We start from the raw sequence: 14820 nt of genomic DNA on the forward strand, positions 1-14820 counted from the left end.
GCCTACGCTCATGTGTGGCGGTGCCATCCACCGTTCCCTGCGCCCATGGAGGTCACCATGTCCAGGACTGCCGGCGGCCGTGCCCACCCGATCCGCGTTCTCGCCCTGCTCGCGGCGGCGGGCCTGTCGCTCACCGCCGGCTGCTCCTCCGGGGAGGAGGGGCCCGGCGAGGCGGCGGGCGGAGTGCCGGTGGTGGAGAAGGGGAAACTGACCACCTGTACCCACCTGCCCTATCCCCCGTTCCAGTTCGAACAGGGCGGCAAGGTCGTGGGCTTCGACGTCGCCCTCGTCGACCTGGTGGCGAAGGACCTCAAGGTCGAGCAGAAGATCCTCGACACACCTTTCGAGAACTTCAAGACGGGCGCGTTCCTGAACTCCGGCGAGTGCGACCTGGCCGCCGCCGGTATGACCATCACCGACGAGCGCAAGAAGAACGTCGACTTCTCCGTCCCGTACTTCGACGCCACCCAGGCGCTGCTCGCCACGAAGAAGAGCGGCGTCACCTCGCTGGCCGACGTCAAGGCCAAGGGCGCGAAGCTGGGCGCGCAGGCGGAGACGACCGGCGAGAGCTACGCGACGTCGCAGGGCTTCGACCCCGTGGCCTTCGAGAGTTCGGACGCCGTGCTCAACGGGCTGCGCACGGGGCAGGTCGACGCCGTCGTCATCGACTACCCGGTGGTGCAGGGCTGGCTAAAGGACAAGGCCAACGCGGACGCCTTCGTGCTCGGGCAGAACATCGAAACCGGCGAGCAGTACGGCTTCTCGGTGAAGAAGGGCAACGACAAGCTCCGCGCCGCCATCGACAAGGCGATCACGGACGCCAAGGCCGACGGCACGTACGACAAGCTCTACCGGCAGTGGATCGGGCCGCTGCCCGAGGGCCGGTCGTGACCTCGCGGCTGACCCGGCGGCAGCGCCGCCGGGTGTCGCAGGGGATCCAGTACGCGGTCTTCGTCGCCGCGGTGGTCCTGATCGCCGTGCTGGCCGACTGGGACCGGCTTCGGAACCAGTTCGCGCAGAAGGACCTCGCGAGCGAGCTGTTCCCCGACATCATCACGATCGCGCTGCGCAACACGGTGGTGTACACGCTGTCGGGCTTCGCGTTCGGTCTGGTGCTGGGCATGGTCGTGGCGCTGATGCGGTTGTCGTCGGTGGCACCGTACCGCTGGGTGGCGAGCGTCTACATCGAGCTCTTCCGCGGTCTGCCCGCACTGCTCATCTTCATCTTCGTGGGGGTGGCCGTGCCGCTGGCCTTCCCGGGGACGGAGATCCCGGGCGGGGTGTACGGCAAGGTCGCTCTCGGTCTCGGGCTGGTGGCCGCCGCGTACATGGCCGAGACGATCAGGGCCGGGATCCAGGCCGTGCCCAAGGGGCAGATGGAGGCGGCGCGTTCACTGGGGTTCTCCCATGCCCGGGCTATGGTGTCGGTGATCATCCCGCAGGCCTTCCGGATCGTGATCCCCCCGCTGACGAACGAGTTGGTGCTGCTGTTCAAGGACTCGTCGCTGGTGCTCTTCCTCGGAGTGACGCTGAGCGAACGTGAACTGACCAAGTTCGGCCGGGACCTGGCCAGTCAGACCGCCAACTCGACGCCGATCCTCGTCGCCGGGCTGTGCTACCTGCTGGTGACGATCCCGCTGAGCCTCGTCGTGCGCCGGCTGGAAGCCCGTACCGAGAAGGCCAGGTGAGGACCGGGATGGCGGAGAACGAGATCGAGATCCGCGGACTGCGCAAGTCCTTCGGCGAGAACGAGGTGCTCCGCGGCATCGACCTGGACGTGGCCCGGGGCGAGGTGGTGTGCGTCATCGGGCCGTCGGGCTCGGGCAAGTCGACCCTGCTGCGGTGTGTGAACCTGCTGGAGGAGCCGACCGCGGGCCGGGTCTTCGTGGGCGGTACGGAGGTCACGGACCTCGACGTCGACATCGACGCGGTTCGGCGCCGGATCGGCATGGTCTTCCAGCAGTTCAACCTCTTCCCGCACGTGACGGTGACGGAGAACCTCACCCTGCCGCAGCGGCGCGTACTGGGGCGCGACAGGACGCGGGCCGCCTCGGTGGCCCGGGAGAACCTGGAGCGCGTGGGGCTGGCGGACAAGGCGGACGCGTATCCGGCGCAGTTGTCCGGTGGGCAGCAGCAGCGGGTGGCGATCGCGCGGGCCCTGGCGATGAGCCCGGAGGTGATGCTCTTCGACGAGCCGACGTCGGCGCTGGACCCGGAGCTCGTCGGGGAGGTCCTCGCGGTCATGCGGATGCTCGCGGCGGAGGGCATGACCATGATGGTCGTCACCCACGAGATGAGCTTCGCCCGGGAGGTCGCCGACCGGGTCGTGTTCATGGACGAGGGAGTGATCATCGAACAGGGCCCGGCGGAACGGGTGGTGGGCTCACCGGGGCACGAGCGGACGAGGAACTTCCTGACCCGCATCCTGGATCCGGCGGCCGCGGAGGAGCCCGGCTCCGCGGCGGGCGGGGACGGGAGCCCCGCCACCGATGCGGATTCCGGCCCGGGCTCCGGCTCCGGCTCCGGCTCCGGCTCCGGCTCCGGCAAGAAAATCGGCTGAATCAGGCGCTACCACGGCGACCATCCGGGTGTCGGAAGTGTCCTCCGTTGATGACACCACTGTCCCCGTGCAGGAGATATGGGGGACGTTCATCAGGACCCAGCCAGGGGACGCCCCGCTTCGGCGGGGTGGGGAACGGGTTCTGAGTCCCTGCTCCGACCTCAACTGGGTGCACGGATCCGCACTGTTCACCTGAGCCAGCCTTTCTGCCGCGCTGGACAGCGGCGCGTGTGACTGTGACCAGGAAGGTTCGCCGATTCTCCGGCGGTGTGCAGGACCTCGGGCTCCACGTGGTGTGGTGCCCGAAGCACCGCGAATGCACGGCGCGGCCAACGCGGACCACGTCGGCGCGGCGAACGTCCTCAACAGGGCCGGGCCGGTCCTCTGCGCGGCGGCTTGGCCACCACGCAGGAAGCCCGCGCGTTTACGCGTGGGCGGAGTCACGACGGGGGACTTCGAGGGCTATGTCACCTTCGGCGCGGCCTTCGACTCCAAGCCGCTCCACAGGACCACGCGCCTCCACCCGCCCGAACGGGTGGTGATCGACGTCCGGCACCCGCCCGCCGGGGGCGGGGTCTGACCGGGAACGGCGGGACCGGGTACCGAGCACCGGCCGCGGACGGCTCCGGGCCGCCGCGGCCGGCACGCGGTCGGACCGTGCGGTGCGGCCGCCCGGCGGGCGGACTCGCTCACGCGGCGAAGATCTCCTCCAGCCGCCCCCGCCACGCCAGTTCGGCCTTCGCCGCGTCGGCCCCCGGCGCGAAGTCGTGGACACTCACGCCCACCGGGGCGCCGAAGTGGTTGCGGCCGAAGACGCGGTACATCGCGTCCTCGGTGCGCAGCCCGACGAAGTACCGGTTGCGGTAGTCGAGGACCGCGTCGACCGGGCCCGTGCCCGGGAGGTCGAACCGCACGGTCGCGCCCTCCGCCGCACCGTCCGGGATGCCGAGCGCGCGGGTGACGACGTCGAGGGCGTCGGGAGCGACGGAGGCGGCAGGCGCGTCCAGGGTGGCGAACGCGGCGGGACGGCCGGCGAAGTACGTCAGGTACTGGCGCAGGGTGTGCAGGTAGAAGTCGGTGTGCTTGTTCGCGCCGTCGTACTGGTTGTCCCAGTCGTCGACGAGGATTCCGCTGTGCACGTACCGCACCCGGCAGCCGCCGCCCTCGAGCGGCTCGACGAGGTGGTCGAGCTGGTTGAGGGTCTGGACGTCGATGCCCTCGACGTCCTCGGTGCGCGCGGTCAGCCGGCGCGGCGGGTCCCAGGCGGTGACGGTACCGCCGAAGGGTGCGGCGCCGCCCTCCCGCGGCTCGTACTCGACGGGCCACAGCCATCCGCCCGTACCGGTGGTGATGGCCTCCCAGACCTGCTCGGGGGCAGCCTCGACCTCGAATTCGCGGACGATCTCGAACTCCCCGGACCGCATGGGTTCCTCGGACATGGTGACTCCTCGTGCTCGGCCGTCAGGCCGGTTCGGGCGGCGCCTCGACCGAGGCGGCGCGTGCGGGGTTTGCGGGGGACGCCTCGGGGCCGGGCCTGACCGTCGGATGGAGCGCCACGACGATCCGGTGGTCACGGCCGCCCTCCGCGTGCGGATCGTGGTACTTGGCGACGAGCGCGCTGACGCCGTGCGTCAGCTCCTCGACGAACGCGGCCCGGTCGGCGGCGGAGGCGAACCGCACGTCGGCGTCGAGGGCGTAGGTGGCGAGCCGCTTGCGGGCCTTCGCCGCCCCGGTGATCAGCGCCCCCACGTCACGGACCAGTCGGGCGGCGAGAGCCAGCAGCCATCGGGCCGAGAGCTGGTCGCGGAAGCGGTCCGGATCGGGCTGCACCGGGGCCAGCGCGAGCGGGGAGATGACGTACGAAGCGGCAGTGGCGCGCATCAGCCGCTCGGTGACATTGCCCTTGCGGCGCTCCCCGGCCAGCTCGACCAGGCCGTGCCGCTCCAGGGCCTTCAGGTGGTAGTTCACCTTCTGCCTGGGCAGCCCGACCCGGCTCGCGAGCATGGCGGCCGACGCGGGGCCCGCGGCAAGCTCGGCGAGCAGCCTGGCCCGCATCGGGTCCAGCGACACGACGGCCGCCGACGGGTCCTCGATCACGGTCACGTCCAGCATGGGTCCCACCCTTCCACCGAAAACTTTATTTGTCCAGAACTCTTTCCTTGTCGGTGGGCCCGCCGTCGCGACCGGTGGCTCAGGACGGCTGCTTCCGGAGCGGATCCCGGTGGATCGGGAAGCGGGCGCTCCGGGGCGGCGGCCGCACTGGCCCGGCTCGTGCCCCGGCCGGGGCTGCTCGGCCCCCGTGCCCCGGCGCGGCTCGGCCGGACGGGCACGGGCGCCCCGTACCAGGGGGGCCGCATCAGCGGGTGACCGTCGCGGACGAGGACGGCGCGGGAGACCCTCCAGCCGTGGTTGCCGGCGATCTTGCTGTCCGGGTACGTGATGCCGGGGTCGACGGTCTCGGACACCCAGCCGTGGCCCGGGCCGCGCGTGGGTTCGAACGCCGGTCGACAGCCGCGCAGTTGGTCCGGGTCCGTCGATCCGGGCGACGAAGGAGCCGCAACCCGGCGGAGTGGATCCGGACGTGTGCGCCGCCGTTCCGGCCGGATCGCCGCGCCCACCGGCGGGCGGTCCTGGCAGAGTGGTCGTGCACACGTCGTGCAGGCGGAGACGCCGCCGGGTGCCCGGCGGTTCACGGCTCGGGGAGGCATCAGGGATGACGGCGGAAACCGCACTGCCCGGACCGGATTCGGTGGTACGCGGTCCGCGGCGGCTGCCCGGCCTCGGCAATCTGCCGGCGTTCGCCCGCGATCCGCTCGCCTTCTTCACCGGGCTGCGCGACCGCGGGGACCTCGTGGACTGGCGGCTCGGGCCGCAACGGGCGCTGTTCGTGTCGCGTCCCGAGCACATCGGCGAGCTGCTCAAGGGTGTCGAGACGGTCTTCCGCCATCCCGAGCTCGGCTGGGCGTTCACCCTGCTTCTCGGAGACGGTGTGGTGACGTCGGAGGGGCCGGCGTGGCGGCGCAAGCGGGCGCTGGTCCAGCCCGCGGTCCGCCCCCGGCAGGTGCGGTCGTACGCCGGGACGATGGCGGAGTGCGCCGCCGCGCTGGCGGACGGCTGGCGGCCGGGCCAGTGCGTCGACGTACGGCGCGAGATGCTGGCGCTCACTCAGCGGATCGCCGTGCGCACGCTCTTCGGCGCCGAGACCGCGGGCCGGGAGGACGTGATCGGCTCGGCCATGGACGTCGCCCAGCGGGCGATCGGCGCCGAGTTCCGGGGGCTCACGCTGTTCCTGCCGGCGTGGGTCCCGACACCCGGCCGCCGTGCCCTGCGCGGGGCCGTCGGGGTGATCGACGCCGAGGTGGGCCGGGTGACCGAGCAGCGGCGGCGCAGCGGCGAGGAGCGGGACGACCTCCTCAGCAGGCTGCTGGCGGCGCGGGACGAGGAGGGCCGCCGGCTGTCGGACAAGGAGGTCCGTGACGAGGCGGTGACGCTCTACATCGGCGGGCACGAGACGACGGGGACGACTCTGGCCTGGGCCTGGTACCTGCTCTCCCGCAACCCCGGGGCACGCGCCAGGCTGGGCCGGGAGCTGGCGGACGTCCTGGGCGGCCGGACGCCCTCGTTCGACGATCTGCGCCTGCTGCCGTACACCGAGCAGATGGTGAAGGAGACCCTGCGGCTGTACCCGCCGGTGTGGCTGATGACGGGCATCGCGAAGGAGGGTTCGACGCTGGGCGGGCTGCCGCTGGCCGAGGGCACGGTCGTCTGGTCCAGCCAGTGGAGCGCGCACCGGGATGCGCGGTGGTTCCCCGATCCCGGTGCGTTCCGCCCCGAGCGGTGGGAGGTGGACGCCGAGCCGGCGGTGCCGGATCACGCCTGGTTCCCGTTCGGCGGGGGTGCGCGCGCCTGTCTGGGGGCGCGGTTCGCGATGGTGGAGGCGGTGCTGGTGCTGGCGACGCTGGCGCAGCGCTTCCATGTCGATCTCGGTCCCGGCGAGGTTGCACCGCGTACGGGACTGACGCTCCAGCCCGGGTCGCCGATGCCGGCGCGGCTGCGGAATGTCGAACAGGACATTCCGGAGGCACGTCTCACGAGGACTCAGGAGTAACAGGGAGGCCGATTATGGCTGGTGGGACCTACCGTGAGCCATTGACATATGCCAGGTGCACCACCGTATCGAGTGTTGCCAAATCCCTTACGCGCCCCCGTTACCTGTGCAACAGTCGTAACCGGTCCATCTACTGAGACCTGGCCATGCCGCGCCTGCATCGGAGTACGACATGCCGTCCCATCTGTTCGCGGACCGTTCCGCCCCGCAGCCTCCCCGGCGCGGCTCGGTGGACGAGCTGATCACGCAGACCCGGCGGCTGCGCGGAGACGTGGACGCGGTCCGGCGCGACGCCGTGGTGGACGAGGACGACCCACAGGGTCGCTGGCAGCGGGCCCTGTGCGACCTGGCGGTCCACCAGCTCGACGACCTCGGGGCGCACTTGGGCCAGCTCAAGGAGGGGCTGCCCGCCCTGCGGGAGTCCGAGGAGTTGCTCGGCCCTGAGGAGTCAGCCCCGTACGAGGGGCCGGACCGTCGTACGGGTTCCCTCCTGAGCCGGGTCGGCAGTGCCGAGTGGAATCTGCTGACGGACGAGGCGAGTTGGTCCGAGGAACTGCACCAGATCTTCGGACGCCCCGCCGGCAGCGAGCCGATGACGCTGGACGAGCTGCCCTCCGTGGTGTTCGCCGAGGACCAGGGGTTGCTCACGGAGATGGTGACGGACTGCCTGGTCGACGGGAAGCCGATCGACGGGGAGTTCCGCATCGTCCGCACCGACGGACGCGTCCGTACGCTCCACATGATGGGCGAGCCGGTCCTCGACGCCGACGGCTGCACCGCCTCGATGTGGGCGGTCCTCCGGGACGTGAGCGAACTGCGAAGGTCGCAGCGTGCGGTGCGCGAATCCCAGGACACACTGGCCCGACGGCAGCACGTCGACCGGACCGAGCGCCGGGTCGCGGCAGAGATGCACGAGGCGGTCCTCCCGCCGTGGCGCGGCTCGCTCAGCCTCCCGGGGAACGGTCCGGCGGTGCTGGACCTGGCGGGCCACCACCTCCCTTCGTCGGACAGCGCGCTCATCGGCGGACAGTGGTTCGATGCCCGGGAACTGCCGGACGGAAGGGCCCTGTTGAGCGTGGGCGACCTGACCGGTCAAGGGGTCGCCGCGACCTCCACGATGGCGATGCTGCTGGGTGCGCTGCGGGCACTCGCCGTGGCGGGTATCCCACCGGGGCCTCTGATGGGCCATCTCAACGGGCTGCTGGACTCCTCGGCACATCCCGCGCTCGGCAGCGCGGTCTGCTGCCACTACGACCCGTCGACCCGGGTGCTCTCCTGGTCCCAGGCGGGACACCCTGCCCCGCTGCTGTTCCGCGGCGGGACGGGGCGTGCGCTGCCCCAGCCGGACGGCGTCCTGCTCGGTGCGACTGCCGGAGGGGCTTACGAGCAGGCGGAGACGGGCCTGCTGCCCGGCGATGTGCTGGTTCTGCACACGGACGGGCTGACGAGGGGGACGGGAGCCGCTCATGACGGCTCCGGTCGGGACCGTCTGCTCGCTCTCGCCCCCGGGCTCACCGTGGCCCGAAGCGCACAGGACTGCGCGCGGTTGATCGTGGAGGAGTTCGGGGAGAGCGAGCGTCAGGACGACGCCTGTGTGATGGTGGCCAGGGTCGGTCGCTAGGGGCGGTCACTACGGGCGACAGCGGGAACGCGCACCAGTCGTCCCGCGCACGGTGCAGCTGTCTTGGTCCTTCCCGGGCGCTCCTGACGCGGTCCGGCGCCGAGGTCCTCGGGCGGCGGCCCTCAGATCCTGGCGCTCCGCGCGCCCCTGGACGGGCTGGTGGGCAGCGCGTGCTGGATCTCCTCACGGAGGTCCTCGATCTTCGCGTAGCCCGAGAACTGCCCGGTGAGGCGGTACATCTCCCGGAGCCGGTCCCAGGTGCGGTGCGAGGAGGTCTCCCCCATCGACACCAGCGCCAACCGGGCGTACCTGTCGGCCTGTTCCGGGTCGTCGGCGATGAAGCACGCCGACGCCATGGAGATGTAGTCGAAGATCTTGGACCGCTGGCGGCCGCCCTCCCTGAGCTCCAGCGCCTGCTTGGCGTGGCGTTGGGCGATGCCTGCGGCCGCGGGGTCGTACTCGGCGAGCGTGCGGTAGGCGAGCGCCTGCATGCCGTGCATGTCCGCCTCGTCGAACATCTGCATCCAACTCGGCGGGGGTACGTCACCCTTGTCCGAGACGAACAGCTCCTCGGCCTCCCCGAGGGTCCGGCGCATGGCCTGGGCCCGCCCCATGGACGCCTGCGCCCATGCCTCGATGGTGTGCAGCATCGCCCGTGATCGGGGCAGGGTCTCCTCCCCGGAACCGGACTTGGCGAGTTTCATCAGGTCGAGGGCGTCGTCCGGCCGGCCCAGGTGCACCATCTGGCGCGCGGCCCGGGAGAGGGCCTCGCCGGCGCGGGGGCGGTCGCCGCCCTCGCGCGCCGCGTGGGCCGCGATGACGAAGTACTTCTGGGCGGTGGGTTCGAGGCCGACGTCGTGGGACATCCAGCCGGCGAGTACGGCGAGGTTGGCGGCGACGCCCCACAGGCGGCGCTGGAGGTGGTCGGGGTGATGGTAGGCGAGCATGCCGCCCACCTCGTTGAGCTGGCCCACCACGGCCTTGCGCTGGAGCCCGCCGCCCCGGGAGGCGTCCCAGGCGCGGAACACCTCGACGGAGCGCTCCAGTGCGTCGATCTCCTGCGACCCGATGGGGGCGGCCTCGTAACGGTCGAACCCAGCGGGGTCGGCGTGCAGGGGGTCGTGGACACGAAGAGCGTCGGTGCTGAGAGCGGGGTCGGTGTGCAGCCAGTCGTACATGGCGCTGCTGAGTGCGGAGCCTGCGGCGAGCGCGGCGCCCGCGCCCACCAAGCCGCGTCGGTTGAGCATGAGGTCCATTCCCGTGAATTCGGTGAGGACCGCCGCCGTACGTTCGGGTGCCCAGGGCAGGCCGTCGGGGTGGCCGGCGCCGCCGGCCTCCCTCCGCTTGCGCGTGCGCCCGTGCCGTACGAACCCGAGGTCCTCGATGGTCACGACACGGCCGAGTCGCTCGGTGAACAGAGCCGCCAGCACCTTCGGCACGGGATCGCGGGGGGATTCCCCCATGTCGATCCAGCGCCGCACCCGCGAGGTGTCGGTCGCCAGCTGCGGATGGCCCATGGCCGCCGCCTGCCGGTTCACGAGCCGCGCGAGCTCGCCCTTGGACCAGCCGGCGAGGCCGAACAGGTCCGCGAGACGGGTGTTGGGTTCTCCGGTCACGTCAAGCCCCCAGGTTCTCGGCTGAGTTGACAGTAACCCCCTGTCAGATGCGCCGCGACTATTCGCCAGGGTTCGCCAGGGTCCGCCAGATGGTGTGCCACCCGCGGCCGGGTGTCAGGTAGGAAAGCGCCACCCCGCCCCGGGAGCGAGACCGCATTCCCCAGGGTGCCGAAGGCTTCCGGGGCAGGGCCGCGCACGCGACTTGTCGGCACACGAAGGGATCTGTATCGCCCATGTACACAGCATCGTCCTCCGTGTCCGCCCCGTCCCGCCCGCGCTCCCTGCAGGCAGGCGGCGGGCCGTTGCTCGAGCCCTCCACGACCGGCAGGACCCGGCGGTGGCCGGGGGCGGTCGGCCAACCGCTCAGCGGGAGAATCGACTTGTCCGGCCCCCAGGGCGCGCAGCTGCGCATGGCGATCGCCTCGGTGCACCGCATCTGCCCGGAGTTCAACCCGGTGCAGGTGCTGCGCAGGAGCGGTCGCTCGGTGCTGCTCGTCGGCACGACGGGGCGGACCACGGCCGTCGCCAAATGCTTACTGGACCAGTCGCCGGCGTGGGCGGAGCGGTTCAGGCACGAGATAACGGCATATCGTGCGTTCGTCCGGCACCGGCCGCCGGTGCGCGTACCCCGGCTCATCGCCGCGGACCCGGACAACTGCACGCTGGTCGTCGAGCGGATGCCCGGCCGTCCGGCCGCCCTCGCCAGGCATCCCTCCGAGGCTCCGCCGCGGTCGGACGTCCGTGCCGTGCTCGGGGCGATCGCCCGGCTGAACTCGTGGCGGCCGCCGGCCGGGATGTTCGACGCACCGCTGGACTACGCGTCGCGGATCGCCCGGTACCACGAGCTGGGGCTGTTCACGGACCGTGATCTGGGTGATCTGCAGAAGCTGCTGCACGGTCTCGCGCACTCCGGCGGACGGCAGGGCGGTCTGGGGCAGTTCTGTCACGGCGACGCCCTCCTGTCGAACATCCTCCTCGCGCCGACGGGCCCCGTGCTCGTCGACTGGGAGCACGCGGGCTGGTACCTGCCGGGCTACGACCTCGCGACGCTCTGGGTGGTGCTGGGGGACGCCCCGGTGGCTCGTCGCCAGATCAGCCAGCTCGCCCAGCAGTCGGGCCCCGCGGCACGCGACGCCTTCCTGGTGAACCTGATGCTGGTGCTGACCCGGGAGATCAGGACCTACGAGACGGCGGTGCAGCGGACGATGCGGGAGGCGCCGCCGGCGGGCACCGCCCCGTCCCCGCACGCCGGACTGTCCTCCGGGGAGGAGCAGCGGTTGCTGTTGCGCCGGCTGCACGATGACTGCGCGCTGGCACGACGAGCCGTGCGCGCGGCGGTCGGCACCCGCTGACCGCGACGAGGGGGAAGAGCGCTGTGTGCCCAGTGCCGACACTGGACGCACAGCGCTCTGTCGTCTGGCGAGGCCACACCGCGCCAGGTGTGACGGCCGCCCCCGCGACGGCCGTGGCGGGATCACCTGCCCGGCGGACCGGCTGTCCGCCACGGGAGGGCGGGCCGTGGTGCCAGGTGTAGCGGATCCGGCGCGGGGGAACTCGTTACCGGTCGCAGCCGGTCCGGGCGGCGCGGCGGGACGGCTCCGAGATCGGGAGCCGGCCGGCCCCGCCCGCGGATCCGGGGCCGGTCCGGCGACACCGACACGCACAGGGCGGCCCGCGCGGTCGAGCCCGGACCACGGACGGAGGCACGACCCCCATGGCCGGACCCATCACTGCAGGAGTGGACGGATCACCGGAGAGCCGGGCAGCGGTGCACTGGGCGGCCCGCGAAGCGGCGCTCCGCGGGCTTCCGCTCCGTCTGGTGCACGCATGGCTGTGGCAGCCCCTGGATGTGCCGATCGTGCAGGACCGGGAGGCACAGGCGCGGTCGGCCGAGAGTCTGGTGCGTGAGGCGGAGTCGGAGATCACCGGGCGGTACCCGGACGTTCGGGTCTCCGCGGAGGTGGTGCCGGACACCGCGGTGGCGGCCCTGCTCGACGAGTCCGAGCGCACCTCGATGCTGGTGCTCGGCTCCCGGGGCCATGGCGCGATCGTCGGCTTCATCGTCGGCTCCTACGGCCAGCAGGTGATCGCCTCCGCGGCGTGCCCCGTGATCGCCGTGCGCGCACCGGCCGGGGAGGAGGACCCGGCCACGTTCCCCGAGCCCCGCACGGGCGACGAGGTGGTGGTGGGTCAGCACGGCTCGCCCGACGACTGCGACGCGGTCCTCGGATTCGCCTTCGAGACCGCTGCCGCGCACGGCGTGGGTGTGCGGGCGGTGCGCGCCTGGAGCCTGCCGACGCTGTACACCTACAGCCCGGGGTCGATGCGGCTCGCCGACGAGGCCGGGGGCCTGGAACCGTTCGAGAGGAAGGCACTTGCGGAGGCGGTGAAGCCCTGGCGGGAGCGCTACCCCGGCGTTCCGGTGACGGAGCATGTGGAGATCGGCAGCGCGGGACAGGTACTGATGTCCGCCACGGGCCGTGCGCTGCTGCTGGTGGTCGGCCGGCGCGCCCGCCGCTCCCCCATCGGCTCACGGATCGGTTCCGTCGCCCATGCCTCGCTGCACCACGCGCCCTGCCCCGTGGCGGTCGTGCCGCCGGGCTGACGCGCCGGTGTCCGGCGGCCGGACGCCCCCCGTCTGACCCGCCGCCGCGGCCCGCAGCTGATCGCACGGCCGGGGTCGGCAGGCGGGCGGTGCTGCGGGTGCCTCACGACGGCCGCGCTCCAAGCGACCTGCCCGACGGGCCTCTCCCGACGGGCCGTTTCCAAAGATCATTGGTCCACTCCACTGACGCTGCGCAGGCCGCGCCCTTCCCGTCCCTGACGTGGACTTCCGTGCCGCTGAGCCTCATTGACGGATCGTCCGGGAGCCGCTACCCCTGTACGGGTCCCTCGCGCACCATCCGTCACTGGAGGCTGCATTGCAGGCATCCGCCCTCGTACGACCGAGACATGCTCGCAGGCGGGGGGCGGTGGTCGCGGCGCTGCTGCTGACCCTGGTCTCGGCCGCTCCGTCCGCCACCGCGGAGCAGACGGCGCCGTCCGACGAACTCCAGCGCGCCTTCGCCGACGCCGCCGCCGAGTACCGGGTGCCGCAGAGCGTGCTGCTCGGTGTCTCCTATCTCCAGTCGCGCTGGGACGGGCACGGCGGCGCCCCGAGCGTCACCGGCGGCTACGGGCCGATGCATCTGACGGACGCGGCAACCGCCCTGGCCGAGGCCCCCCACCATTCGCACGGCTCGGAGGACGCCCGCGGCGACGCGGCCCGCGCTCCCCGCACGAGCGACGGCGCCCCGCTCACGGAGCGCGCCGCGCTGCCGCCCCGGCTGCGGACCCTGGAGCGGGCCGCCGGCCTCACCGGTATCCCCGCCGCACGACTGCGGACGGACGCGGCAGCGAACATCCGGGGCGGTGCGGCGCTGCTCGCCGATGCCCAGCGGAAGCTGGGCAGAACGCCCGGCGGCGGCGCGGCGGACTGGTACGCGGCGGTCGCCCGGTTCTCCGGCGCCGACGACACGGCGACCGCGACGACGTACGCCGACGACGTGTTCGACGTCATCCGCACGGGCCAGAACCGGACCACGGACAGCGGGCAGCGGGTGTCGCTGCGGGCCGACGAGGGCGTGCGTCCCGACAGGTCCGACGTCGCCCGCCTGGGCCTGCGCACCACCGACCGGACGCTCACGGAGTGCCCGGTGACCGTGGCGTGCGAGTGGATCCCCGCCCCGTACGAGCAGTTCGGTGAGGGCGACTACGGCAACCACGACAAGGCGAACCGGCCCGCTTCGCAGTCGGTCGAGTACATCGTCGTCCACGACACCGAGGCGACCTGGGACACCACCCTCCAGCTGGTCCAGAACCCGGAGTACGTGTCCTGGCAGTACTCGCTGCGGTCCTCGGACGGGCACGTCGCCCAGCATCTGCGGCTGAAGGACGTCGGCTGGCACGCCGGCAACTGGTACGTCAACGCCAAGTCGATCGGGCTGGAGCACGAGGGCTTCCTCGCCAGTCCCGACGCCTGGTACACGGAGGCGATGTACCGCAGCTCCGCCCGTCTGGTGCGTCATCTCGCCAAGCGGTACGACGTCCCGCTGGACCGGCAGCACATCATCGGGCACGACAACGTGCCGGGCACGCTGCCCTCGACGATCCCGGGCATGCACACCGACCCGGGGCCGTTCTGGGACTGGGCGCACTACTTCACGCTGCTGGGGCGGCCGTTCGTCCCGACGGCGGGGCCGGGCGCGGCCGCGGTGACGATCCGTCCCGACTACGACCGGCACCAGCCGGTGTACACGGGCTGTGAGAAGGCGGGCGACACCTGCGCGCCGCACGGTTCGGGCGCGGTCCGGCTGCACACCGCGCCGGACGCATCGGCGCCGCTGGTCAAGGACATCGGTCTGCGGCCGGGCGGCGGCGACTCGACGACAGGTGTCAACGACACCGGTGCGCGGGCCACGACGGGGCAGCAGTACGCCGTCGCGGAGCGCCGCGGTGACTGGACGGCCATCTGGTACCTGGGCCAGAAGGCCTGGTTCCACAACCCGCGCACCCAGCCGACCGCGGTGGGCGCGCGGGCTGCGCTCGTCACCCCGCGGGAGGGCCTGGCGGAGGTTCCGGTGTACGGCCGCGCCTATCCGGAGGCGTCGGCGTACCCGGCGGGTGTGCCGGTGCAGGCGGTGACGCCACTGCCGTACAGGCTGGCGGCGGGACAGAAGTACGTGACCGGTGGCAGCACGCAGGGCGAGTACTACTGGGCGACGACGTTCGACACGTCGAAGCACACCGTGGTGCGCGGCGACGAGCGCTACTACGAGATCCAGTTCGGGCACCGGGTCGCCTTCGTGAAGGCCTCCGACGTGCGGGTCGTGCGCCGTTAGCGGGCCCGCCGGCGGGCGACCGGTTCATCCGGACG

General features: G+C 72.2%; 11 protein-coding genes and 2 pseudogenes. 10 read left to right on the forward strand and 3 right to left on the reverse strand.

Annotation, left to right across the window (positions count from 1 at the left end):
• Window positions 1-57 precede the first annotated feature (57 nt).
• From QRN89_RS02180 to QRN89_RS02195, 5 genes and pseudogenes are all read left to right on the forward strand, one after another.
• Complete coding sequence (locus QRN89_RS02180) at window positions 58-891, forward strand: ABC transporter substrate-binding protein (protein ID WP_290347631.1); 834 nt, start codon at window positions 58-60, stop codon at window positions 889-891.
• Window positions 858-1688 (forward strand): amino acid ABC transporter permease, encoded by an 831-nt coding sequence (locus QRN89_RS02185; protein ID WP_392855202.1) that lies wholly within the window; start codon window positions 858-860, stop codon window positions 1686-1688. The genes QRN89_RS02180 and QRN89_RS02185 overlap by 34 nt, the downstream gene beginning before the upstream one ends.
• 8 nt (window positions 1689-1696) lie before the next feature.
• The gene (locus QRN89_RS02190) at window positions 1697-2560 is read left to right on the forward strand and encodes an amino acid ABC transporter ATP-binding protein (protein WP_290347633.1); all 864 of its coding nucleotides are present in this window, start codon (window positions 1697-1699) and stop codon (window positions 2558-2560) included.
• A gap of 230 nt (window positions 2561-2790) precedes the next feature.
• Window positions 2791-2874, forward strand: a pseudogene (locus tag QRN89_RS35765) (IS200/IS605 family transposase); the annotation flags it as partial.
• A 119-nt stretch (window positions 2875-2993) separates the two neighbouring features.
• Window positions 2994-3140: pseudogene (locus tag QRN89_RS02195) on the forward strand (AMIN-like domain-containing (lipo)protein); the annotation flags it as partial.
• Window positions 3141-3249: 109 nt separating this feature from the next.
• Here the strand turns inward: QRN89_RS02195 and QRN89_RS02200 are convergent.
• Together QRN89_RS02200 and QRN89_RS02205 are read right to left on the reverse strand one after the other, a co-directional pair.
• Window positions 3250-3999 carry an SRPBCC family protein gene (locus tag QRN89_RS02200; RefSeq protein WP_290347634.1) on the reverse strand — a complete coding sequence of 250 codons (750 nt, stop codon included), beginning with the start codon at window positions 3997-3999 and terminating at the stop codon, window positions 3250-3252.
• A gap of 22 nt (window positions 4000-4021) precedes the next feature.
• Complete coding sequence (locus tag QRN89_RS02205; protein WP_290347635.1) at window positions 4022-4672, reverse strand: ArsR/SmtB family transcription factor; 651 nt, start codon at window positions 4670-4672, stop codon at window positions 4022-4024.
• 601 nt (window positions 4673-5273) lie between these two features.
• On the opposite strand from QRN89_RS02205, the gene QRN89_RS02210 reads away from it, so the two are divergent.
• Together QRN89_RS02210 and QRN89_RS02215 are read left to right on the forward strand one after the other, a co-directional pair.
• Window positions 5274-6668 carry a cytochrome P450 gene (locus QRN89_RS02210; RefSeq protein ID WP_290347636.1) on the forward strand — a complete coding sequence of 465 codons (1395 nt, stop codon included), beginning with the start codon at window positions 5274-5276 and terminating at the stop codon, window positions 6666-6668.
• A 172-nt stretch (window positions 6669-6840) separates the two neighbouring features.
• Window positions 6841-8289: a PP2C family protein-serine/threonine phosphatase gene (locus QRN89_RS02215; protein ID WP_290347637.1), complete on the forward strand. Its 1449-nt coding sequence runs from the start codon at window positions 6841-6843 to the stop codon at window positions 8287-8289.
• Window positions 8290-8411: 122 nt separating this feature from the next.
• On the opposite strand, the gene QRN89_RS02220 is transcribed toward QRN89_RS02215, so the two are convergent.
• Window positions 8412-9905, reverse strand: a complete 1494-nt coding sequence (locus QRN89_RS02220) for a DNA-binding protein NsdB (protein ID WP_290347638.1) — start codon at window positions 9903-9905, stop codon at window positions 8412-8414.
• A 233-nt stretch (window positions 9906-10138) separates the two neighbouring features.
• Between QRN89_RS02220 and QRN89_RS02225 the strand changes: the two genes are divergently transcribed.
• From QRN89_RS02225 to QRN89_RS02235, 3 genes are all read left to right on the forward strand, one after another.
• The gene (locus tag QRN89_RS02225; RefSeq protein ID WP_290347639.1) at window positions 10139-11257 is read left to right on the forward strand and encodes an aminoglycoside phosphotransferase family protein; all 1119 of its coding nucleotides are present in this window, start codon (window positions 10139-10141) and stop codon (window positions 11255-11257) included.
• Between the two features lie 362 nt (window positions 11258-11619).
• Complete coding sequence (locus QRN89_RS02230; protein ID WP_290347640.1) at window positions 11620-12510, forward strand: universal stress protein; 891 nt, start codon at window positions 11620-11622, stop codon at window positions 12508-12510.
• Window positions 12511-12877: 367 nt separating this feature from the next.
• Window positions 12878-14785: an N-acetylmuramoyl-L-alanine amidase gene (locus tag QRN89_RS02235; protein WP_290347641.1), complete on the forward strand. Its 1908-nt coding sequence runs from the start codon at window positions 12878-12880 to the stop codon at window positions 14783-14785.
• Window positions 14786-14820: the final 35 nt, after the last annotated feature.

The organism is Streptomyces sp. HUAS CB01, assembly GCF_030406905.1.
GTDB classification, from domain to species: domain Bacteria; phylum Actinomycetota; class Actinomycetes; order Streptomycetales; family Streptomycetaceae; genus Streptomyces; species Streptomyces chengbuensis.